General features: G+C 72.5%; 17 protein-coding genes. 5 read left to right on the top strand and 12 right to left on the bottom strand.

Features of this window, described 5'->3' with window-relative positions; genetic code table 11:
• Window positions 1–6: 6 nt before the first annotated feature.
• The 4 genes from Pph01_RS09380 to Pph01_RS09365 form a co-directional block, all read right to left on the bottom strand.
• Complete coding sequence (locus Pph01_RS09380; RefSeq protein WP_204072611.1) at window positions 7–678, bottom strand: 4'-phosphopantetheinyl transferase family protein; 672 nt, start codon at window positions 676–678, stop codon at window positions 7–9.
• Window positions 675–1505 carry a metallophosphoesterase family protein gene (locus Pph01_RS09375; RefSeq protein WP_204072610.1) on the bottom strand — a complete coding sequence of 277 codons (831 nt, stop codon included), beginning with the start codon at window positions 1503–1505 and terminating at the stop codon, window positions 675–677. Before Pph01_RS09375 ends, Pph01_RS09380 begins: the two co-directional genes overlap by 4 nt.
• 36 nt (window positions 1506–1541) lie before the next feature.
• Window positions 1542–1835, bottom strand: coding sequence for a DUF2218 domain-containing protein (locus Pph01_RS09370; protein ID WP_204072609.1), 294 nt, complete (start codon window positions 1833–1835; stop codon window positions 1542–1544).
• Window positions 1836–2023: 188 nt separating this feature from the next.
• Window positions 2024–3355, bottom strand: a complete 1332-nt coding sequence (locus tag Pph01_RS09365; RefSeq protein WP_239116548.1) for an MFS transporter — start codon at window positions 3353–3355, stop codon at window positions 2024–2026.
• Window positions 3356–3469: 114 nt separating this feature from the next.
• On the opposite strand from Pph01_RS09365, the gene Pph01_RS09360 reads away from it, so the two are divergent.
• Entirely contained in the window at window positions 3470–4375 is a 906-nt protein-coding gene (locus Pph01_RS09360; RefSeq protein ID WP_204072608.1) for a LysR family transcriptional regulator, read from the top strand.
• Here the strand turns inward: Pph01_RS09360 and Pph01_RS09355 are convergent.
• The 5 genes from Pph01_RS09355 to Pph01_RS09335 form a co-directional block, all read right to left on the bottom strand.
• Complete coding sequence (locus Pph01_RS09355) at window positions 4372–7545, bottom strand: efflux RND transporter permease subunit (RefSeq protein WP_204072607.1); 3174 nt, start codon at window positions 7543–7545, stop codon at window positions 4372–4374. The two genes, Pph01_RS09360 and Pph01_RS09355, sit on opposite strands and share 4 nt — an antisense overlap.
• A gap of 177 nt (window positions 7546–7722) precedes the next feature.
• The gene (locus Pph01_RS09350; protein ID WP_239116547.1) at window positions 7723–8406 is read right to left on the bottom strand and encodes a response regulator transcription factor; all 684 of its coding nucleotides are present in this window, start codon (window positions 8404–8406) and stop codon (window positions 7723–7725) included.
• Window positions 8403–9608, bottom strand: coding sequence for a sensor histidine kinase (locus tag Pph01_RS09345; RefSeq protein ID WP_204072606.1), 1206 nt, complete (start codon window positions 9606–9608; stop codon window positions 8403–8405). Before Pph01_RS09345 ends, Pph01_RS09350 begins: the two co-directional genes overlap by 4 nt.
• Window positions 9609–9665: 57 nt before the next feature.
• On the bottom strand, window positions 9666–10634 hold the full coding sequence (locus Pph01_RS09340) for a glutathione S-transferase family protein (protein ID WP_204072605.1): 969 nt from the start codon (window positions 10632–10634) through the stop codon (window positions 9666–9668).
• Window positions 10635–10754: 120 nt separating this feature from the next.
• Window positions 10755–11864, bottom strand: coding sequence for an NAD(P)/FAD-dependent oxidoreductase (locus Pph01_RS09335; RefSeq protein WP_204072604.1), 1110 nt, complete (start codon window positions 11862–11864; stop codon window positions 10755–10757).
• A 156-nt stretch (window positions 11865–12020) separates the two neighbouring features.
• Here Pph01_RS09335 and Pph01_RS09330 point away from each other — a divergent pair, with 156 nt between their 5' ends.
• Window positions 12021–12482, top strand: coding sequence for a DoxX family protein (locus Pph01_RS09330; RefSeq protein ID WP_204072603.1), 462 nt, complete (start codon window positions 12021–12023; stop codon window positions 12480–12482).
• Window positions 12483–12609: 127 nt separating this feature from the next.
• On the top strand, window positions 12610–14256 hold the full coding sequence (locus tag Pph01_RS09325) for a thiamine pyrophosphate-binding protein (protein WP_239116546.1): 1647 nt from the start codon (window positions 12610–12612) through the stop codon (window positions 14254–14256).
• 139 nt (window positions 14257–14395) lie between these two features.
• On the opposite strand, the gene Pph01_RS09320 is transcribed toward Pph01_RS09325, so the two are convergent.
• Window positions 14396–14923 carry an SPW repeat protein gene (locus Pph01_RS09320; RefSeq protein ID WP_204072602.1) on the bottom strand — a complete coding sequence of 176 codons (528 nt, stop codon included), beginning with the start codon at window positions 14921–14923 and terminating at the stop codon, window positions 14396–14398.
• Window positions 14924–15103: 180 nt separating this feature from the next.
• Here Pph01_RS09320 and Pph01_RS09315 point away from each other — a divergent pair, with 180 nt between their 5' ends.
• Window positions 15104–15298, top strand: coding sequence for a CsbD family protein (locus tag Pph01_RS09315; RefSeq protein WP_204072601.1), 195 nt, complete (start codon window positions 15104–15106; stop codon window positions 15296–15298).
• A 136-nt stretch (window positions 15299–15434) separates the two neighbouring features.
• On the opposite strand, the gene Pph01_RS43285 is transcribed toward Pph01_RS09315, so the two are convergent.
• Window positions 15435–15560, bottom strand: a complete 126-nt coding sequence (locus Pph01_RS43285) for a hypothetical protein (protein WP_275412810.1) — start codon at window positions 15558–15560, stop codon at window positions 15435–15437.
• Window positions 15561–15664: 104 nt separating this feature from the next.
• Complete coding sequence (locus Pph01_RS09310) at window positions 15665–20452, bottom strand: cation-translocating P-type ATPase (protein WP_239116545.1); 4788 nt, start codon at window positions 20450–20452, stop codon at window positions 15665–15667.
• A 62-nt stretch (window positions 20453–20514) separates the two neighbouring features.
• Between Pph01_RS09310 and Pph01_RS42695 the strand changes: the two genes are divergently transcribed.
• The gene (locus tag Pph01_RS42695) at window positions 20515–21882 is read left to right on the top strand and encodes a hypothetical protein (RefSeq protein ID WP_239116544.1); all 1368 of its coding nucleotides are present in this window, start codon (window positions 20515–20517) and stop codon (window positions 21880–21882) included.
• The last annotated feature ends 14 nt before the right edge of the window (window positions 21883–21896 follow it).

Genomic DNA, 21896 nt, shown 5'->3' with positions numbered 1-21896 from the left:
CGGCCATCACCCAGAGCGGTGGCGCTCCGGTGCGACACGGGGGAGCGCGATGGCGGTGGCGAGCAGCCCGCTGGCGACGATCCATCTGCCCGTCAGCCGGTCGGTCCCCATCCGGGGATCGGAGATCAGCAGCGTCGCGGTGAATTCTCCAGAAGGCTCGATATCGACCACGGCCTCCGTGAAGTCGAGCCATCGCCCGGTGAGTGGAAACCAGGCCTTGTAGACCGACTCCTTTGCGCTGAACAGGATCCTGTCCCAGTTCACGCGTGGATCCTCGTCCCGGAATCGGCCGAGGGTGGCGATCTCCTCTGGTGAGGCGACGGTTTCGAGCACCCCGTCGGGCAGGGGTCCGCCCGGTTCGGCATCGATGCCGATAGTGATCCCGGACGTAGAAGTCGCGACGGCGGCGGCGCGATAGCCGGCACAGTGAGTGATGCTTCCGATCGTGCCGGATGGCCACTGCGGCGCACCCCGTTCGCCGCGAAGGATCGGCCCGGGGGGCACCCCCAGACGGGCGAGCGCCGTCCTGGCGCAGTACCGGCCGGTGACGAACTCGCGCCGGCGCTTCTCCACAGCGCGGGCGATCAGCGGTTCCTCCTCGGGGAACAGCGAGTCCTCGGGCACGTCATCGAAGCGCTCGGCGACGACCACCCACGGAGGAAGGATGTCTCCGATCATGCGGAGCTCCCGGGCAGTATGGCGCGCGGCTGGGACGGCCCGTCGTCCCGCAACCGCCACTCCCGTGGGTAGCCCAAGGAGACCTCCTCGAACCGGACACCGTCGTACCAGGTAGTCCGGGGAATATGCAGGTGGCCGTAGACGACGGCTTCCGCCCGGAAACGCGTGTGCCAGTCGGCGGTCCCCTCGGTGCCGCACCACATGGCGAACTCGGGGTGGCGCAGGATGGCCGTCGGCTCGCGCACCAGCGGGAAGTGGTTGACCAGAACAGTGGGCAGCCCGATCTCCGCCAGGCGGTGCTCCGTGTGCTCGACCCTCGCGTGGCACCAGGCCTCTCGCGAGGGATAGGGGTCCGGATGCAGGACGAACTCATCGGAGCAGACGACGCCCGTCCCATGCGCGTAGTCCAGGCCCTCGACCTTCGTCGAGGTTCCGGCGGGAAGGAAGCTGTAGTCGTAGAGCACGAACAGGGGAGCGACGGCGACCGGCCCGTCCGGACCTTGCCACACGGGATACGGATCCTCGGGCGTGGCCACCTTCAGATCACGGCAGATGCGAACAAGGTGCTCATAACGCTGCACGCCGCGCAGAGTGATCGGATCGGATGCCGTGGTCCACAGTTCGTGGTTGCCGGGAGCCCAGATCACCTTCGCGTACCGGTCGGCGAGCGTGCCGAGCGCCCACTCGATGTCGGTGGGCGTCTCAGCGACGTCACCGGCGACGATCAGCCAGTCGCCCGGCGCCTCCGGGCGGAGTGCGGCGACGATCTCACGATTCTCCGGATAGCCGACGTGTAGGTCGCTGATGCCGTACAGCGTCCCGGTCACCGGGCGGCCTCGCGGCGACTCACGCCGTGGCGCCGGTCACGAGGGGTCCTCCTGCCAGGTCACGACGAGTTCGTTCCGCTGGCCGAAGCGCTCCAGATGGCGGCCGAGGACATCCTGCACGGTGGCGAGGGATTCCGCGTCCTCGGCGGTTGCCCGCATGATCAGGCGATCCGCCTCCGGAGTCAGGGTTCCCTCCCCGGCGGCGAAAGTGAGCCGGAACCCGTCGCCGGGCAGGTCCTCGACCGGGGCCTTGCGGCCGAGGTGGGACGCGAGTTGCTTGGCGTACCGGGCGGCGGCGTCGGTGGCGACGTGCGCGGTCGAACTGGGCATGGTCGACAGCCTCCTATGATCAGGCCCTCGAGGGCAAAGCCCGGAGAGCGTTCGGCACTAGTGCCGACAAACTTGAGCACTCAAATATTTCGACCCCGCCCGCCGCCCGAAACTCCGGCCCCGCGCCCGCGCTGGCACCCAGGCCGACGGCTACCGGGTCACCTCGGACCAGCGGCCGCGCCCCGCCCTCAGGCCAGGCGTCGCCGTACGGTGGCGACCGAAATGGCCGCGCCCGCGGACAGCAGGACGGCGAAACCGATGATGGCGGGCTCGATCCCGGCCCACTGGGTGGCGAGGCTGAACAGGATGACGGGTACGCCCATCCCGATGTAGGCGATGACGAAGAACACCGCCAGCACTCCCGCCCGGGACTCCGGCACGGCCACGCTCGCGACCTGGCCGACACTCGCCTTGAACAGCAGCCCCGAGCCGGCTCCCGCCGCGGCGGACGCGATGAGGTACAACCACAACGCCGGATGCGAGAGCGAGACGGCGACGAGGGCCAAGCCCACCGGGAAGAGGATGATTCCGACCCCCAGCAAGCGGCGGACGGCCGCCCTGCCCATCGTGAGCTGCCCGACGGCCGCCGAGCCGAAGGAGATGAAGCCCGCGACGCCGCTCACGAGCGGAGAGGCGATGCCGAGCTGGCCGCGGATCATGACGGCGCCCAGCGACGAGAACAGGCCGAGTGCGGCGAACGCGACGAAGGCCATGCCGCTGGCGCCGGTGAACATGCCCGCACCCGCCGGTCGCAGGGCGAACCGGGCGGGCCGCTCGCGCGCGGCCGAGCCGGAGTCGACGGTCTCCGGGCTGAGGAGGACCAGCACCAGGAACACCGCCATGACAGCGCCGAAGGCGGCCTGGGTGGCGACCAGCGGCACCGGCGCCCACTCGGCGATGATCCCCGCGATCAGAGGGCCGAGTGCCAGTCCGCCCAGGTTGGCGGCGGTCGTCACGATCCCCGGGACTCCCGAGGCCGACCGGCCTGGATGTGATCGGCTGTAAAGGTCGGCGATATAGGTGGTCGCGGTGGACGCCATCAGGCCGATTCCCACGCCGGTGAGCACACGCCCGACCAGTAGGCCGGGCAGCGAGGGCCACGCGATGAGCACCACGGCCGACGCGATGGCCACCGAGAGCGCGGACGCGATGACGCGGCGGCGACCATGGACGTCCGAGAGGTGTCCCAGGCCGAGGAAGCCGGCCGAGGCGCCGACGACGAGCAACGCGAAGGCCACGGTCACCGTCGTCGGGCCGAACCCGTCCCGCGCCTCATAGAGCGGCCACAGCGGCGTGGGCGCGGTGCCGAAGCCCATCTGCGTGGCGAACGCCCCGGCCGCGAACCAGAAGGCGGTGCCGTGGGAGGCGCGGGCCCTTCCGGGGGAGCCGGACCCGCCGCCCGCCACCTCACCGACCGTCGTCTTACCGCCCGCCGCCGCGGCGCTCCCCGTTGAGGCCGCCGCCGTGTGCGGACGCTGGGTGGAAACGTCCCGCTTGTCGGCGGGGGAGACAGCGGGCACGGGTCATCCGATCACTTGGCTGGCGGTCGTACCTCACCAGGGTGGTGGCCGGGAAGCGATCGCGTCCAATGACTGTTCCTGCTTGGCTCCATCTCTCCCCGTGATACTTGGGTCATGGAGTTACGTCACCTGGAGTACTTCGTCGCGGTCGCGGAGGAGCTCAACTTCACCCGGGCGTCGCGCCGGCTGCACGTCGTACAGTCGGGGGTCTCGGCGGCCATCCGGTCCCTGGAGCGCGAGATGGGCGTCACGCTCTTCGACCGGACCTCTCAGCGGGTGGTGCTGTCGGACGCGGGCGCCGCCCTCCTCCCCGAGGCCCGCGCGACCCTCGACGCGGCCCGGGCGGCGCGCGAGGCGGTGCAGGCCGTCGGCCAGGGACTGCGGGGGACGGTGAACATCGGCAGCATGACCTCCGTCCCGATCGTCGACCTGCCCGGGCTTCTCGGCCAATTCCGCCGCGAGCACCCGGGGGTGACGATCCGCATTCGCGTGGCGCCGAGCGGCTCCTCGGGGCTCGCGCAGGCGCTGGTGTCCGGTGAGCTCGACGTGGCCTTCCTGTCGTTGCCGGGGCCTCCGCCCACGGGGGTGGCCCTGCGGCGGCTCGCGGCGGTTCCGCTGGTGCTCGTGGTGCGCGCCGACCACCCGCTCGCGAGTGAGCGGAGCGTCCCGCTCACCCGTCTCGTGGACGAGGAGTTCATCGACTTCCCGCCCGGATACGGCAACCGCGCGATCGTCGACCGCGCGTTCGCGGCGGCGGGAGCCGAGCGCCGCGTCACGGCTGAGGTCCACGACATCGCCACGGGGGCCGCGTTCGTACGGCACGGCCTCGGCATCGCCTTCCTCCCGGAGTTCGCCGTGCCGGACGCCCGTGACCTGGCCGTCCTGAGCCTCTCCGACGTCACGCTGACCTGGTCGCTCTCGGTGGCGACAGTCTCGACGCGGCGGCCGAACGCGGCCGTGCGCGCGCTGCTCGATCTCGTGGATCAGCATGTGCCCGGCACGGCCGCGATCGGTCCCTAACCCGCCGCGGTGCCCACGGGCTCGGGGGTCCGCTCCGCAACCGGCGGTACGGCACGCCGGAGCCGCCGCCTCTCCTTGCGGTTCTCGACCATGGTGTAGAGGGTCGGGACCAGGATGAGCGTGAGCACCGTGGAGCTGACCAGGCCGCCGATCACCACGACGGCGAGTGGCTTGGAGATGAATCCGCCGCCCCCGGTGATGCCGAGGGCCATGGGCAGCAGCGCGAAGATGGTGGCCAGAGCGGTCATCAGGATCGGGCGCAACCGCCTCCTGCCGCCCTCGACCACGGCCTCGTGCAGGGACATGCCCTGGTCCCGGTACTGGTTGATCAGGTCGAGCAGGACGATGGCGTTGGTCACCACGATGCCGACGAGCATCAGCATGCCGATCATCGCGGCCAGACCGAGCGACGTGCCGGTGATCAGCAGCAGCCCGAGCGCGCCCGTCGCGGCGAACGGGATGGAGACCAGGAGCACCAGCGGCTGGATCAGGCTGCGGAAGGTGGCCACCATGATGAGGAACACGAGCGCCACCGCCGCGACCAGGGCGAGACCGAGGCTGCCGAACGCCTCCTCCTGGTCCGCGCTGACACCGCCGATCTCGTAGGTGGCGCCGCCCGGCAACGTGAGCGCCTCGAGCCGCTTCTTCAGCTCGGTCGAAGTGGCGCCGAGGTCGGAGCCGCCGGCCTTGCCGGACACGGTGGCGCTCCGCTTGCCGTCGATGCGCGTGAGGGACACCGGCCCCTCGACCTCGCGGACGGTCGCCACGTCGGAGACGGTGGTCGTGCCGACGAGCGTGAGGTTCCGGAGCGCGGTCAGCGACGCGGGGGTGCCGACCGGCCGCACGATCACGGCGGCGGTCCCTCCGTCGAGGTTCAGCTGCGTGACGGTGCTGCCGCGCAGCGCCTGCGTCACCGCCTGCCCGACGGCGATCTCCGTGAGCCCACGCGCGGCGGCCTTCTTCCGGTCCACCGTCACCTCGACCCGAGGGGCGGTGTCGGCAATGGTGGTGGTCACCTCGGTCACGCCGGGCATCCCGGTCATGGCCTGCTGTACCTGCTTCGTCGCGGCCGCGAGGGCGTCCTGCTCGGCGGCCTGGACCACGACCTCGAGCCCGTCGCCGCCGAGACCGCCGGACTGCCCTACCTGGATCTCGCCGATCTCGGGCAGCTTGCCGATGCGGTCGCGCAGCGAGGTCTCGACCGCGGCGGTGTCGCTGCCCTCCTTGAGCGTGAGGGAGTAGCCCGCGCGGGCCGCTCCGCCTCCGCCGGAGTTGGCTCCGGGGCCGAGGTTGTTCCTCCCGCCGACGGTGACCTGGTAGGACTCGACCGCCTTCGTGCTCGTGACCACCTGCTCGACCTGCTTGGCCTTCGCGTCCGCGGTCGCGAGGGACGTGCCGACCGGCAAGGTCTGAGTGATGTTGATCGTCGCCTGGCCGGACTGGTCGATGAAACTCGTGTGGATCCGGGGGACGAGGGCGAGCGTCCCCACGAAGACGACCAGAGCCGCGGCCACGATCCTGAGCCTGTGCTCGGTCGCGTATCGGATGACCGGGACGTACGCCCGCTGGAGCCATCCGTTCCGCTCCCGCTCCTCGGCCTGGACCCGGATCGTCTCCGCGTCGGCGCCCCGCGGCGCCTTCATGAACCAGTAGGCGAGCACCGGGACCATGGTGAGGGCCACGAGCAGCGAGGCCAGCAGCGCGACGGTCACCGTGACCGCGAACGGGCTGAAGAGCTCGCCGACGAGACCGCCCGTGAACGCGATCGGCAGAAAGACCGCGACCGTCGTCAGCGTCGACGCGGTCACTGCGCCCGCCACCTCGCGGACGGCGTTCTCCACCGCCTGCCGCTTGGCCTCGCCGTACGACAGGTGGCGCTTGATGTTCTCCAGCACCACGATCGAGTCGTCCACGACGCGGCCGATCGCGATGGTCAGTGCGCCGAGGGTCAGCATGTTCAGCGAGTAGTCCCGGGCCCACAGGGCGATCAGCGCGATGAGCACCGACAGCGGGATCGACAACGCCGTCACGATCGTCGAGCGGATCGACAGGAGGAACACGAGGATGACCAGGACGGCCATCACCAGGCCGAGCAGTCCTTCGGTGGTCAGGCTCTCGATGGCCTCCCGCACGGAGGGCGCCTGGTCGAACACCACGGTGAGCTGGGCGTCCCCGCCGAGCGTCCGGGTGAGCTCGGGCAGCTTCGACCGGACCGCGTCCGAGATGGACACCGCGTTGCCGCCCGACTTCATCGTGATCGACACGGCCAGGCTCGGCTTGCCGTTCGTCCTGGTCAGCGTGGTGGAGTCGGCGAGGCCGAGGGAGACCTTCGCGACGTCGCCGAGCCGCACCGGCGCGGGGGCGGCCGTCCGGCGCCCCGTCAGACGACCCGCGGGCGGACCGGCGGTCCCACCGGCCGAGGCCGCCGGCGCGGCGGTGAGGTAGAGGTTCTTCAGGTCGTCCACGCCGGTGAAGCCCTTGCCCACCTGCACGGTCAGCGTCCGGTCCGACTGGGTCAGGGTGCCGGCGGGCGCGGAGGAGCCGGCCGCCTGGATGGCGCTCGTGACGGCCGCCGCGGTCAACCCGTGGCGGGCCAGCTCGTCGTCGTCCGGCGTGACGGTGACGACCTGGTCGCGCGCGCCGCTGACGGACACGTCCCTGACCCCGTCGATCCCGCTGAGCGCCGGGGCGACCTGCGAGTTCAGCTTCGCCGCGAGCGCCCGCTGGTCCCCGGTCGAGCCGGCGGCGAGCTGGACGACCGGGAGGTCGTCCGTGCTTCCGGCGAGGACCTGGGGCTCGACTCCGTCGGGCAGTTGCGCGGAGACCCGGCCGATCGCCTGCTGGATCTGGGCCTGCGCGGCGTCGATGTCGGCGCCGAAGTCGAACGCCACCCCGACCGTCGAGCCGGACTCCCTGGATATCGAGGTGACCCCGGTGACTCCCGCCAGGCCGCGGACCGCGTCCTCCAGCGGCATGGTCACCTGCTCCTCGACGATCTGCGGCGCCACCCCGGGGTACGACGACACGACCGACACGGAGGGCAGGGATATCGAGGGCAGCAGCTGCTGCTTGATCGCCGGGATCGTGTACGCGCCGAACCCGACCACCATGATGGTCAGGAGCGCGACCAGCCCCCGGTTGGCGAGGCTCAATCTGGCCAGAAAGGACATCGTTCCACTTCTCTTCATGGGACCCGGGGCTCATGCGATTGCGGCCCGGGGGCGACGGCTGCCCGTCGTGACGCATCAAGGCTCGCGCGCGCCGGGAGCCTGCTCGTCCGACGCGAGGACGGTCTTCGGGTACCGCGATCGCAGTACCGCTCTCCGGCGGTTACACCGGAGGCCGCGTCACCGGGATCCCGGGCGCACCAGCCCGGTCTCGTACGCGATGATGACCAGCTGCGCGCGGTCGTGCGCGCCGAGCTTGAGCATCGCCCGGTTGACGTGCGTCTTCGCCGTCGTCCTGCTGATGCCGAGGAGGTCGGCGATCTCGTCGTTGGTCAGGCCGGCCGCCACGAGCGTCATGACCTCGCGTTCGCGGTCGGTGAGGGAGTCGAGGTCCTCGGGCACGTGCTCCACGGTGGACGCCGGACCGGCGAGGAACCGGGCGATCAGAGTCTTGGTCGCCACCGGCGACAGCAGGGAGTCGCCGCGCGCGATCAGCCGGATCGCGTCGTGGAGCTCGCCGGCCTCCACGCTCTTGCCGAGGAACCCGCTCGCTCCCGCCCGCAGCGCGGCGAACACGTACTCGTCGATCTCGAAGGTGGTCAGCACCAGCACCTTGACCGCGGAGAGCTCGCCGTCCGAGGTGATCGCCCGGGTCGCGGCCAAGCCGTCCATCCCGGGCATGCGGATGTCCATCAGCACGACGTCGGCCCGGGTCGACCGCGCGAGCCGTACGGCCTCGTCGCCGGTGGCCGCCTGGCCCACCACCGTGAGGTCGGGCGCGGTGTCGACGAGGATCTGGAACCCCGCCCTGACCAGCGCCTGGTCGTCGGCGATCACGATGCGGATCGGGGTGGTCCCCGTCACGGCGAGCTCACCCCCAGGGCCGCGGGGAGCACGGCCAGCACCCGGAAGCCGCCCGTCACCGACGGGCCGGTGGTGAACGTCCCGCCCACGGACAGGGCGCGTTCGCGCATGCCGACCAGCCCGTGGCCCGCGTGACCGGCGCCGGCGGGCGCCTTGAGCGGGCCTCCGTCGTCGGCGACGTCCACCACGAGATCCCGCGGCCTGTAGACGATCCGAACGGTGGCACGGGCACGCGGGGCGTGCTTGCTGACGTTGGTCAGCGCCTCCTGCGTCACCCGGAAGGCGGCGAGCTCCACCGGCGCGGGGAGCGGGCGCGGATCGCCCTCCGTCCGGAAGTCGACGGCCAGCCCGGCCGCCGTGAACGAGCCGATCAGGTCGGCGAGCCGGTCCAGCCCAGGCGCCGGCTCGGTGACCAGTTCGCCGGGCGGCTCGTCCGGACTGCCCGGACGGCGGAGCAGGCCCACAGTGGTCCGCAGCTCCTCCAGGGCGGCGCGGCCGGCGAGCCTGATGTGGCCGAGCGCCTCGCGCGCCTGGTCGGGTTCGTCGTCGAGCACGTGCGCGGCGACCTGCGACTGGACGTTGATGAGGGCGATGTGGTGCGCGAGCACGTCGTGAAGCTCCCTGGCGATGCGCAGACGCTCCTCCATCACCCTGCGCTCGGCTTCTTCCTCCCGGGTCTGCTCGGCGCGGCGCGCCCGCTCCTCGACGGCGGCCACATAGGCGCGCCGGCTGCGCAGCGCGTCGCCCGCCGCGGTCGCCATGCCCATCCAGGCGATCAGCCCGACGACCTCGGGATGGAGCCAGGCCTCCCCGGAGGTGAACACGCGGCTCGCCGCCAGTGCGAGCGCGCCCGCCGTGCCCGCGGTCCACGCGGTTCTGCGCGGCACGAGTGTCGCGGTGGACAGCGTGGCCACCATCGCGACGACGATCAGAGGGCTTTGGGACGACGTGGCCGCGTCGTACACGACGGTCCCCGTCACGGTGACGGCGAGGACGCCGAGCGGCCACCGCCGCCGGAACGCGAGGGCGCCGCACACCACCAGTGCGGCCACCGCCAGTCCCGGCGTCAGCTCCGGCCGCGGGCGGGGCCTGGCGGACGACGCCGTGAGGATGACCGCGTACACGCAGACGGCCACGGCGGTGTCGAAGATGTACGGCCGCGCCCGCAGTGCCTCTTTCAGGGACGCTCTCAGGTGGTGCACCCGTCCACGCTAGGGCCGCCCCGCACCACGCTCGTCGTCCCCACGTACCGGCCGCGACTACTGCGACCGCTGTAGGGACCAGTCGAGGATCGGCCCCGCCGGAACGACGCGGGTCGGGTTGATCCCGGGATGGGTGCCGTAGTAGTGCCGCTTGATGTGGTCGAAGTCGGTGGTCCCGCCGAAGGCCGGGAGCCGGTAGAGGTCGCGCGCGTAACGCCACAGGTTGGGCTGGTCGACCAGGCGGCGGATGTTGGCCTTGAAGTGGGTGACGTACACGCTGTCGAACCTGGCCAGCGTCACCCACAGCCGGACGTCGGCCTCGGTGATCCGGTCGCCGAACAGGTAGCGGCGATCGACCAGGCGCAGCTCCAGCTCTCCGAGGGTGGAGAACAGCGCGGACACGGCCGAGTCGTACGCCTCCTGGCTCGTCGCGAAGCCGCAGCGGTACACGCCGTTGTTGACGGTCGCGTAGACCTGCTCGTTGAGGGCGTCGATGTCGGCGCGCAGCGCGGCCGGGTACAGGTCGACCTCCGGGTCGGCCCACTCGGCGAACTGGGTGCCCAGGTCGATGGTGATGTCGGGGAAGTTGTTGCTGACGATCCGGCCGCTCTCGCGGTCCCACAACACGGGCACCGACACGTGGCCGTCGTAGCCGGGCTCCGTCGCCTCGTAGGCCGCGCGGAGCAGGGTGAAGCCGTTGAGCTCGTCCGGCCCGTGCCCAGGGCCCTCCCGGAAGGCCCAGCCGCGGCCGTCGCGGACCGGGTCGACGACCGACAGGCTCACGACGTCCTCCAGGCCCAGCAGGGACCGCACGATCATCGTCCGGTGCGCCCACGGGCAGGCGTACGACACGTAGAGGTGGTACCGGCCGGGCTGGGCGCGGTAGCCGCTCTCTCCGTCCGCGGTGATCCGCCCCTGGAAGCGGTACAGGGGTCGTACGAACGAGCCGTCCTCGCGGACGGGCGCTTTCAACGAGTAGTCGCCGTAGGCGGCGAAGTCCACCGGGCTCGCGACGGGGGTTGTCATCGGCACGGTCCTTCCTCTGGGGAGGTTCGCGCGCGTGCCGTATGGGATGCGTCCGGGGAGGCACGCGCGGGTGTTTCGAGGATAGACGCCCGCCGTGAGGCGTCCTGGTGCGGAGACGTCTCAGCCGTCGTGATCCGCCACGGGCCGGTGCGGTGAGAACGCGCTCACGTCGGACGGCGTGGCCTCCCCCAAAGCGAGATGCGCCGCGAGCAGCCCGGCGTACGGCCCGGCGGTCAGGCCGTAGGCGCTGAGCCCCGTGGCCAGCACGACGCCGCCGGTGAGTGGCCCGATGAGGGGCAGGCCGTCCGACGTCACCGGGCGGAGCCCCACGCGTGTCTCGAGGAGCGTCGCTGCCGCGAGCCCGGGCGCGAGCTCCACACCGGTCGCGAGCACCTCGCCGATGCCCCCGGCTGTCACCCGGGCGTCGAACCCGGCGTCTTCGACCGTGGCTCCGAGCACCACGCGCGAGCCGGGGAAGCCCAGCATGTACGGCCCGCGCCGGGGCAGCACGATCGGCCAGCCCGACGTGTCGGCCCCGGGCAGCTCCGTGTGCGCGATCTGACCCCGGCGCGCCCCGACGGCGACCTCGAGCCCGAGAGGCCCGCACAGCTCGCCGGCCCACGCCCCTGCCGCCACGACGACGGCGTCCGCCGCGAGCGGCGAGCCGTCGACCAGCAGCGCGCCCGACGCCGTGAACGACGCGGTCCCGGTGACCGTGCGGGCTCCGCGCCCGGCCGCGGCCCGGAGCAGGGCGTCCCGGACGGCCCTTCCGTCGACGCGGGCGGGTCCTTCGATGTGCAGCGCGGCCAGGCCGGGACGCAGCGGGGGGAAGAGGTCCTCGGGCCGGTCCACCGCGGAGACCGACCCCATGTCGGGCGCCGCCGCCCGCCTGCTCCGCAGAAGCGACTCGAGCCCGCCCAGTTCGTCCGGCCGGTCCGCCACGAGGAGCGCGCCGGTCCTCGTGTGCCCGGCGTCGTGCTCGCCGTCCTCCGCGAGCGACTCCATCAGGCGGTCGTAATACCGCGTGCCGTCGAGGGCCAGCCTGTACCAGTCGCCCTCGCCCTCGTGGTCGACCCACGGGCACAGGATGCCCGCGCCCGCCGCGGTCGCCTCTCCGGCGGCCGGACGGTCGACCAGGGTCACGGCGGCGCCGACGAGGCTGAGATGGTAGGCGGCGCTCGCTCCGACGATTCCGCTTCCGACCACGACGATGGAAATGTCCGTTCGCATACCCGCATCGTCGCAGGGACCGTCGTCAGCGGTCCGCCCGTCTCACGGCGTTGCGCGCCCCGGACGTGCGCCGCTTCCCCGTTGAATGGTTCAGGCCGTGCCCGCGCCGGAGCGGGGGACCGCGGTCAGGGGACACGCGATATCGGGGGAGTCGTCATGTTCGATCGGGCGCGGAGCGTAGCGACGCTCGCCGGCAGGGTGATCATCGGTGTGATCTTCGTCTTCCACGGCTGGATGAAGGTCGCCGACATGGGACTGGCCCGGACGGCCCAGATGTTCGAGGACGTGGGCATCCCGCTGTCCGGGATCGCCGGCCCCGGGGTCGCGCTGCTGGAACTGGTCGGCGGGGCCGCCCTGATCCTCGGCGCGGCGCTGCCGCTGTTCGCGACGTTGCTGGCGATGGACATGTTCGGTGCGATCGTCTTCGTTCACGGACCCCACGGCCTGAGCTCGGAGAACGGCGGCTACGAATACGTGCTGGCGCTCGCGGGAGCGTGCCTGCTCATCGCGTTCAGCGGCGGCGGGGTCCTGGCCGTCGACGGCCTGTGGCGGCGCCGGGCTCCACTGGGCGGGCGCTTCCGCGAGCGGACGACGTTGCCGAGGTCCCAAGAGTTGTAGCTCCAACTTTCCCGGGAAGGCGGACCCGGATGCGGCGGTGATCGCGGGGTTGCGTATCCTCCCTCCCCATCAAGACCGATGGTGACGTCCTCCGGCGTCCCACAGGTCCCAGGAAGGCGCCGCGCCGGTGGTGTCCGCGGCCTCGCGGCGCCCTGCCGCGCGGCCGGACGTCGAGGAGATCGAGATCAATCTCTTGCGGGTGGGCCCGGACGGAGCCATGGCGGGACAGCCGCTGATCCGGGCGCTGGCGGCGCATGGCGTGGACACCGTGTTCGGCACCCCGAGGACGCACTGGCTCCCCGCCTACCGTCATCTGCACGGATTCGGCGTCCGGCACGTGAGCATGCGGCGTGAGCAGGGGGCGGTCCACGCCGCGTACGGACACGCGAGGGTCGCCGGCCGGCCGGGCGTGTGCCTGCTCGCCTCCGGAACGCCCACCCTGGACGCCATGGGCGCGGTGGCCCAGGCGTATCGCGACTCCGTGCCGGTGTTGCTCGTGTCCTGCGGAGGCGGACAGGCGATCCGCGCCCAGGCGGCGGCGATGGGCGCCGTCACCGCGCATAGCCACCGGGTGGCGAGTGTGGCGGAGATCCCGGCCGCCGTCGCCCGCGCGTTCGCGGCGATGACGTCGGGACGTCCCCGGCCCGCGCACATCGAGGTGCCCGCCGACCTGTCGGAGCCGCTCGGGGCCGCCCCGCCCGTCACTCCGATCCGGCTCGCCGTACCGGCGGCGCGGGACGAGGACCTGGACGCGGCCGCCGATCTCCTTTCCGCGGCCGAACGGCCGGTGATCGTGGCGGGCGGCGGGGCGCGAGGGGCCGGGGGAGAGTTGCGCGCGGTGGCCGAACGGCTCGGCGCGCTCGTGGTCACGACCGCGGGCGGCAAGGGGGTTATCTGGGACAACCATCCGCTCGCGCTCGGTGCGGGCACGCACCTCCGCACGATCCATGACCTGGTGGAACAGGCTGACGCCGTGCTGGTCGTCGGCACCGAACTCGCCCCCTCGGACCTGTGGAACGGCCCGCTTCCCCTCTACGGCAGGCTGGCCCGGATCGACCTCGACCCGGCGCAGATCGTCACCGGCGCCGTTCCCGAGGTGGCCGTGGTCGCGGACGCGGCGCAGGCGCTGCGCGGCCTGTTCGGGCGTCTGGACGAGCGCCTGGGCGGCGACCCTTACGCCGGCGACGGCGAGCCGGACCCGGCCGACGACAAGGTGCGCGACCAGATCCGCGACGAATGGCGCCGGCGGAAGCGGGCCGAGTCGCGCGCGGAGGGGGCGGAGTGGCTCGAACTCGTCGACGCCCTGGCCGCGGCCCTGCCGCGCGACGCGGTCGTCGCCTCGGGCGCGGCGGAGATCTCCACGTACGGCGTGCTGTCCAACCTGCCCGCCTACCACCCCGGCGCGTTCCTGTACGGCGACGCGACCGCCGGGTTCGGACTTCCGGCGGCGGTCGGGGCGAAGATCGCGGATCCGTGCGCACCGGTGGTCGCGGTGCTGGACGAGCAGGGGGCGATGTCGGCGCTGACCGAGCTGGCGGCGGCCGCCGCGCTCGATCTGCCGCTTCCCGTGGTGGTCGCCGGGGGTCAGGAGAGTGCGGGCGGCGACGGTTCCGCGGACGCCGCCTGGGCGTCCGGTCAGCCTCCCGCGGACCTGGCCGCGGCGGCCGAGGCCATGGGCTGCCACGGCGTCCGGGTGACCGCGCCGGAAGCGGGAGCCGAGGTCATGAGGGCGTTCGGCGCCGACCGGCCGACGCTGATATGGGTGACCGCGTGATCTGACGCGGCCCGTGTAGTCGAGAGGACCGCTCCGGAAACGGCTCCTCAAACCGGCCGTGGGGCGTCCGGAGCCGGGACGGCTGCGGATGCCCCACGTCGGATGCCTCCTCCTATCGGAGAGGCGTCATCGGACCGGGTCAGGTCCGAGAGGTCGGGCCTGGACGGTCCTGACCGTAGTTCGTGCGGTCCTGACCGTACGTCGTGTGCTCGGTCATCCTCGGCTTGCCGAACCCGCGGCCCGTCCGGTCGTGCTTGGCCATGCCGAAGCGCATGGTGGCCAGACCGAGGGCCAGGATGATCGCGCCGACGACCACGTTGCTCCAGATGGTCCTGGCTGATGCCATGTCCCCCCGGATTACCCAGGGAGCGATGATGGTCCAGATCCCGATGAGGGGCAGGACCCACGCGATGCCGTAGGTGCGGCCGTACATCGAGCTGTACCCCAGCGCGAGGAGCGTCACGACGAGACCCGTGATCAGGTTGTTGACGGTGAGCGGACCCCTGTCGCTGAACCCTACGATCCAGGGCGAGAGCGCGAGGTACATGCCGCTTAGCAGCGCGAGGCCGTCGGCTCCCTGAGCGACGGGATTGGCCGCGGCGGCCTCATACCGCGCACGCATCTGCACGATGTCGGGATGCGTCCCGATGTCAGTGCTATGCGTCATCTGTTACACCACCCTTCTGAAGGCGTGGATTTAAACACTTATATCCATCTTACGCCCCGTTCATCCGTTTGATCCAGATTGTGACGGAATCATGGGATTCAGGTGGACCGCCACGGCGCGTTTGGGCTGCTGAGCAGGGGAAGGGGGGTCCTGCAGCCGCATGACCGGGAGGGAAGACCGATGAGTGTCATGGACAAGATCCGCAACAAGGCTCAGGAGGTCGCGGGAAAGGCCAAGGAGATGGCGGGCCGGGCGAGCGGCCACGAAGATCTCGAGGCCGAGGGCCGGGCCGACAAGAGCAAGGGCCGGACCAAGCAGGCCGGCGAGAAGATCAAGGACGCCGCAGGCAAGGTCAAGGGCGCGTTCAAGAGCTGAAATTCAAGATCTGAACTCGGCCGCGGCCGGGACGGCGGGCGCACTTGTGAGTGACGGTGGAATCGCCTGTGAACCGGGCCTGGACGGAAATCCAGGCCCGGCCGGGTCTCTCTGGTCGGGGCCGGGGCGTGAAGCCTCAGGCCGCCTGCGGGAAGCTGATACGGAAGCCGGACGTCACGAACGACTGGATCAGGCGCATGAGCAGCGCCTCCAGCACCATCAGGACAGCCCTGGCCAGCATCGCGCTAAGAAACTCGGACACTAGATACCTCATGGCTGGAAACTTGCATTCCACGGCATAGTGTCGCATAAAACTGACCATATCGGTACATATTTGGTTAACCGATGGTGAACGATCGATGGTCGTCAGCCATACATCCTCTCGATCGTCTTTTCGACCGTGCCGCCCATCAGTCCCGCCGCCGCGGCCGATCCGAGCCCGATTCCCCAGCCGAACGGGCCGATCGGGCGTGATCCGAAGAACTGGCTGACGCCGGGAGTCGACACGATGACCATCAGCGCGGCCATCGAGGAGATCGCGGCGATCGTGACCGTGCGGTCCCGGCCGCCGGCGCCGAGGGTCCTGAGCAGCTGGGCCGACACCAGGGCCACGAGCGCGACCGTGTCCGCCCGGCTCCGGGTGCCGGTCATCCGGGCGGCCAGCCACGCGGCCCCCGCGGCGGAGGCGGTCGTCACGGCGCGCACGTTGATGTCCCTGGTCAGCGCCGTGCCGAGGGAGCTCTCCGGCCCTTCCGCCAGGACCTTCTCCGGGCTGGCGGCGCTCGGCGGCCGTACGGCGACCGCCATGGCGGGCAACATGTCCGTGAGCAGGTTGACCAGCAGGAGCTGCCGGGCGTTCAGAGCGCTGCGGCCGGTCAGCAGGCTCGATCCCACGGTGAAGATGATCTCGCCGATGTTCCCGCCGAGCAGGATGCCCAGCGCGTCGCGGACCGAGCCCCACATGGCCCTGCCCTCGACGATCGCGTCGATGATCGTCTCGATGCGGTCGTCGGTCACGACGATGTCGGCGGCGGCCCGGGCCGCCGCCGTGGCCCGGGAGCCGAGGGCGACGCCCACGTCGGCGAGGCGGATCGCGGGCACGTCGTTGGCGCCGTCCCCGGTGACGGCGACGACGTTGCCCGACTGCCGCAGGGCCGCGACGATGCGGGCCTTGTGGGCGGGCGTGGTCCGCGCGAACACCGACACCTCAGGAAGGATCTTGACCAGCTCCTCGTCGTCGAGCACGTCGAGCGAGGGGCCCGTCATGACCCGCAGGCCGTTGACGGCGTCGATCTCGGCCGCGATGGCCTCGGCCGTACTCGGGTGGTCGCCGGTCAGCATGATCACCCGGACGCCCGCCTTCATCAGGCCCTGCACGCTTCGCGCGGCGGTCGGGCGCACGGGATCGGCCATGCCGAGGAATCCGAGGAAGCACAGCCGGTCCACCCGCGACTCGTCCAGGTCCGCGCGGCTGGAAGCGGGCCGCTCCGCCACGGCGAGGACCCGGTAGCCCTGCAGGGCGAGCCGTTCCACCTCGGTCTCCAGCTCGAGCCGGGCGTCCTCGTCGAGCTCGGCCTCCTCGCCGTCGCGGAGCAGGGTCGCGCACCGGGTCAGCACCACCTCGGGGGCGCCCTTGACGCTGAGCAGATGCCCCGACTCGGCCAGGCCCAGCACCGCGTGGAAGCCCCTCGCCGGCTCGAACGGCATCTCGTCGACCCGCTCCCACTTCTCCAGCCCCTCGATGGGGCCGACGCCGAGACCCTGCGCCCCCTCGACCACGGCCCGGTCGGTGGGGTGCGCGAGCAGCCGGCCGCCCTCGAACTTCGGTCCGGCGCGCAGAGCCGCCGCGACGACCCGGCGCAACTGCGGCGTCATCGAGCCCGCGCCGCCCTCGACCCGGCCGTCGGACACGCGGCGCAGGCTGATGTGGCCCTCGGTCAGCGTGCCCGTCTTGTCGAAGCACAGCACGTCGACCCGTCCGAGGGCCTCGATGGTGGACGGGTTGCGGACGAGCGTGTTCCGCGTCGACAGGCGCTTGGCCGCCGCCAGCTCCGCGAGCGTGGCGACGAACGGAAGGCCCTCGGGGACCGCCGCGACGGCGAGGCTCACCGCCGGAGCGAGAGCCTGCGACAACGACGCGCCGCGGAGCAGCTCCCCGGCCATCAGGACCACCCCGGAGCCGATCGCCATCGGCACGATCTTGCTGCTCAGCGTGCGCAACCGCAGCTCCACGCCGCTGGGGGGAGGGCCGCCGTGGACGAGCCTGGCCGTCCTGCCCGTCTCGGTCTCCTCACCCGTCGCCACGACCACCGCGAGGCCGGAACCCGCCGCGACCGAGCTGCCCTCGTACACCATGGAGCTGCGGTCGGCGACCGCAGGAGCCGTGGTCGGCGCGACGGCCTTGCTCACGAGTTGCGACTCCCCGGTGAGAGTGGACTCGTCGATCTCCAGGCCCACGGCCTTGAGCAGCCGGGCGTCCGCGGGGACGGCGTCGCCCGCCCGAAGCTCGATGACGTCGCCGGGGACCAGGTCCGCGGCGTTGCTCGTCTGGCCGCCGTCTCCGGCGCCGTCCGGGCGGCGCAGCCGCACCCGTACGGCAGTGGCCTCCGACAGGGCGCTCAGCACCCGGCCGGCATCGCGCCGCTGCGCGCCGCCGAGCAAGGCGTTGACGGCCATCACGCTGACGATCAGCACCGCGTCGAGGACCGACCCGATGGCCGCGGAGACCCCCGCACCCGCCGCGAGCACCGGGGTGAGCGGATTGGCCAGCTCCTCGACCGACGCCTTCACCAGGGACTCGGGGCCCGCCGGAGTGGACCGCGCGGACGTCTTCCTCCGGAGTGCCGCCTCGGCCTCGGTCAGCCCGCTGGGGGAGCTGTTCAGCCGGGCCAGGACGTCCTGCGCCGACATCGCGTGCCAGGGCGTGCGGTCGGCCGTGACCGGCGTCTCGCCGTTCGCCACGCGCCGCCCCGCCCACGTGCCCAGGACGAGCGACGCGAGCGACGTCCCGTCGGCCACGAGCTGAGCCCGCCGTACTGCGGTGCGTTCCATCCCGAGGATGCCGAGCGCGCCTCCGACCACCGCGGAGGCCGCGGCGAGCCGCACCCCCAGCTCACTCGCGCGCCGGGCGGCCGGCAGGCAGGCGAGCATCAGATGCGCGCAGCCGAGGTCGCCGAGGACGTCCGCCTCCCAGGGCACCTGACGAGACCTCCGGATCAGGCCGACACCCAGGTCGGCCTGACGCAGGGCGCGGTGGGACCCGCCGGCGACCACGGCCACGCCGCGGCCCTCGGCCTGCAGGTCCACGACCGCGCCGGTGAGATCGTCGCCGCCCGCGACCTGGGCCACGTGCAGCCGGCGGGCCAGCCACGACGGGCCTCCCGCCAGGAACACCTCACACGTGCCGCTCGGCGCCTCGGCCAGCACCTCGGCCAGCGGGTGCAGCTCGGGGGCGAGGCCGACCAGCGCGACGGCCCTCCTGCCCTTGGTGACCGTGACGGCCCGGATCCCCTGGGCGCGCCACTGCGCCACCTGCGCGAGATCCTCGTCCCCCTTGTACGGCTCGGCCTTCCAGCCGTCGTGGCGGCGCCGGGCCTCGGGGTCGGTGAGGTCGATCAACGAGTAGAGGCGATCGTGCAGGTCGTCGAGGTCGAGCCTGGGGGTCAGGGGGACGACCGCGTCGATCGTCCAGGACCCGGTGGTGAGCGTCTCGGCGTCCAGGATCACGGTGTCCACACGGTCCATCCGGCGCAGGGCGTGCCGGTTGAGGACGACGCCGCCGCGCTTGGCCAGCGCCCGGCCGACCGCGCTGGCGAAGGCGTCCCGGCCCACGCGCGCCGACTTCGGCGTCCCCGTGATGAGGACGGACAGCGCCCGGGCCCGGCTCCGGCTCGCCGCGAGGGTGAGGCCGTGCGCCGCCAGCGACGCGGGGCTGGCGATCTCGCAGTATCGCTCGATCGGCCCACGCGGAAGCGACTCCGGCCGCGGGTCCTTCTCCGCTCGGACGTGGGCGTAGGCCCCGTCGTGGGTGGCGAACGCCTCCTCCAGGCGGGCCCACGCGCCGAGCCCCGCACGCGCCTCGGCGTACCGGCCGGCCGCGGCGAGCGAGTCGACGAACAGCCCGGCCGGCCGCTGGCCGAGCGTCTGGCCGACGAGCCGGGTCGCCGCGAACAGCACCTCCGTGCCCGGAGAGCCGAGGCGCTGCTCCAGTTCCCGGCGGACTCGCGGCGTGTGCTCGGCGAGATGCAGGAACGTGGGAACGGTGGGGGGCAGCCGCCACACCCGCGTCGCCCGTCCCGCGAGGGCCACCCCGGTGCCGAGGAGGCTGCCGGCCAGGCTCAGCGCCGCCCGGGCATGGTGCTCGCGCGCGTCCCGCGCCCACACGCCCTCGTCGGCGCCGTCCTCGGGGCCTTCTTCCATCTCCCAGTCGTCGGCCGCCTCGCCGTCCAGGACGGCCGCCGCCTCCGCGAGGTCCTCGTCCGATACCGCCTCCGCGAGGTCCTCGCCCGCGACCGACTCCCCTTCCTCAAGGGCGTGGCCGAGGACCGATTCGGCGCGGGCGGCGTCGTCGAGCACGGCTTGGACGGCCTCGGCGACCTGGGCGGCCCGGGTGGCCGGGTCGATCTCCGGCTCGGCGGTCGGGTCCGACGGCCGGTCGGCGGTCTCCTGCTCGCCGGCCTGGTCGACGCCGAGGTCGCCGTCGGGGTCGTCGACGTCGAACTCCTCCACGATCCGCAGGAGCTTGTCCATGTCGACCGTCGCGGGATCGCATGCGATGAAGACGCAGCCGAGGGCGCCGTTGACCTCAGCCCTGTCCATCCCCGCGTCGCACAGCCGCGTCTCGAGACCGGAGATCGCCTTCTCGGTGCCGGGGCCTCCGATGACGCGGAGGCTGATCCGCACCCCGCCGGCGCACACCTGCGTCCGCCGTGCCCGCGGTATGAGGGACAGCACAGGATCGGGCACCAGGGTGAGGACCTGGTCCGGCACCAAGGCCAGCAATGAGTCGGCGGCCAGCGAGCCGAACGGCCACATGTCGTTCTCCGGATTTCGAATCGTGGACGTGGTGGACAACGCCGGGTGATCACGAATGACCGCCCGGCACGGATCGAACAGGATCGACCACGGAGAGTGATCGATGGTGGGCGTGCGCACCCCCCGAGCCCTTCGACGTCCCGACCGGGGTCAGCCGGATCGGGCCAGGAAGGTCACGCGGGGTGACGCGGGTACTGCGGGTGATGCAAGTGATGCGGGTGAAGCGGGTGATGCGGGTGAAGCGGGTGAAGCGGGTGAAGCGGGTGAAGCGGGTGAAGCGGGTGAAGCGGGTGAAGCAGGTGAAGCAGGTCGGCTCGACCAGTGGAGGCAGGCGACGTGGTCACGTGTCCATGGTGCGGACCTGGGGGCCGAAACCCCCCGGACGCACTCTGGGACGCGGCCACGCCGGTCCGTGCTGCCCCTATTCGCCGACCTTGGTGGTGCGCTTGGCCGACGCCCGCTTGGCGGACGGCTTCGCGCTCCCGGTCCGCATGGTCACGGTGCGCGCCGCGGAGCCGCGTGTGGCCGCGGTGCGTGCCGTGGCCTTCCGCGCCGCCGTGGTGCGCCCTGTGGCGGTGCGTGCCGTTGCCGTGCGTGCCGTCGCGGTACGCCTCGCGGGAGTCCGCGCCGTCGACGTGCGCGCGGTGGCGGTGGTGCGCCCGGTGCTGATGCGCGCGGGCGACGTCCGTGCCATGGAGGCGCGTGCCGCTGAGGTCCGTCCCGTTGAGGTGCGCCTCGTCGAGCGTCCGGTCGTGGTGCGCCTGGTGGCGGTCCGTCCCGTGGTCGTCCGTCGGGCGGTACTGCGCCCGGGGGTGGCGCGGCCGGTGCTGGTGCGCCCGGTCGTCGTGCCTCCGGTCGTGCGCCGTGCGGTCGTCCGCGCGGGGGTCTTTCGCGCCGCGGTCGTCCGTCCAGCGGTGGTGCCTCCGGTCGTACGCCGTGCGGCGGTGGTGCGTCCCGTGGTCGTCCGCCCGGCTGCCGTGCCGCGGCCGGTGGTGGTGCGGGCCGTGGTGGTGCGTCCGGTCGTCGTGCCTCCGGTCGTGCGCCGTGCGGCGGTGGTGCGTCCCGTGGTCGTCCGGGCGGTGGTCGCACGTCCGGTGGTGGCGCGTCCGGCGGTGGTGCGGCCGGCCGTGGTTCGGGCGGTGGTCGTCCGTCCGGCGGCGGCACGTCCGGCGGTGGTCGTCCGCGCGGTGGTCGCACGTCCGGCGGTGGTCCGTCCGGCTGCGGCGCGTCCGGCGGCGGCACGTCCGGTGGTGGTGGCCCGTCCGGCGGCGGTGCGGGCGGTGGTGGCGCGTCCCGCGGCGGTGCGGGCGGTGGTCGCGCGTCCGGCCGTGGTCCGTCCGGCTGCGGCGCGTCCCGCGGTCGTCCGGGCGGTGGTGCGCTTCGCCGCCCCGGCCGTCGGCTTGCGCGCGGTGGTGCGCCGGGCGGCGGGCTTGCGCGCCGCCGGCGCCTCGGCGCCCTCGGCGGCCTTCTCGGCCGTTCGCGTGGTTTTCGGCGGTGTGGGGCGCTGCGCGCGGAGCGGGGACCAGCGCTCCTGCATCTTGGTGCGCTGAGCGATTATCGTCCC

Source organism: Planotetraspora phitsanulokensis (assembly GCF_016863295.1).
GTDB lineage: Bacteria > Actinomycetota > Actinomycetes > Streptosporangiales > Streptosporangiaceae > Planotetraspora > Planotetraspora phitsanulokensis.
This window is presented reverse-complemented; position numbering and strand designations above follow the sequence as displayed.

Coding starts and splice junctions, on each gene's coding strand:
- Pph01_RS09380 (WP_204072611.1), bottom strand. CDS start 678: ATGATCGGAGACATCCTTCCTCCGTGGGTGGTCGTCGCCGAGCGCTTC.
- Pph01_RS09370 (WP_204072609.1), bottom strand. CDS start 1,835: ATGCCCAGTTCGACCGCGCACGTCGCCACCGACGCCGCCGCCCGGTAC.
- Pph01_RS09360 (WP_204072608.1), top strand. CDS start 3,470: ATGGAGTTACGTCACCTGGAGTACTTCGTCGCGGTCGCGGAGGAGCTC.
- Pph01_RS09355 (WP_204072607.1), bottom strand. CDS start 7,545: ATGTCCTTTCTGGCCAGATTGAGCCTCGCCAACCGGGGGCTGGTCGCG.
- Pph01_RS09340 (WP_204072605.1), bottom strand. CDS start 10,634: ATGACAACCCCCGTCGCGAGCCCGGTGGACTTCGCCGCCTACGGCGAC.
- Pph01_RS09335 (WP_204072604.1), bottom strand. CDS start 11,864: ATGCGAACGGACATTTCCATCGTCGTGGTCGGAAGCGGAATCGTCGGA.
- Pph01_RS09330 (WP_204072603.1), top strand. CDS start 12,021: ATGTTCGATCGGGCGCGGAGCGTAGCGACGCTCGCCGGCAGGGTGATC.
- Pph01_RS09320 (WP_204072602.1), bottom strand. CDS start 14,923: ATGACGCATAGCACTGACATCGGGACGCATCCCGACATCGTGCAGATG.
- Pph01_RS09315 (WP_204072601.1), top strand. CDS start 15,104: ATGAGTGTCATGGACAAGATCCGCAACAAGGCTCAGGAGGTCGCGGGA.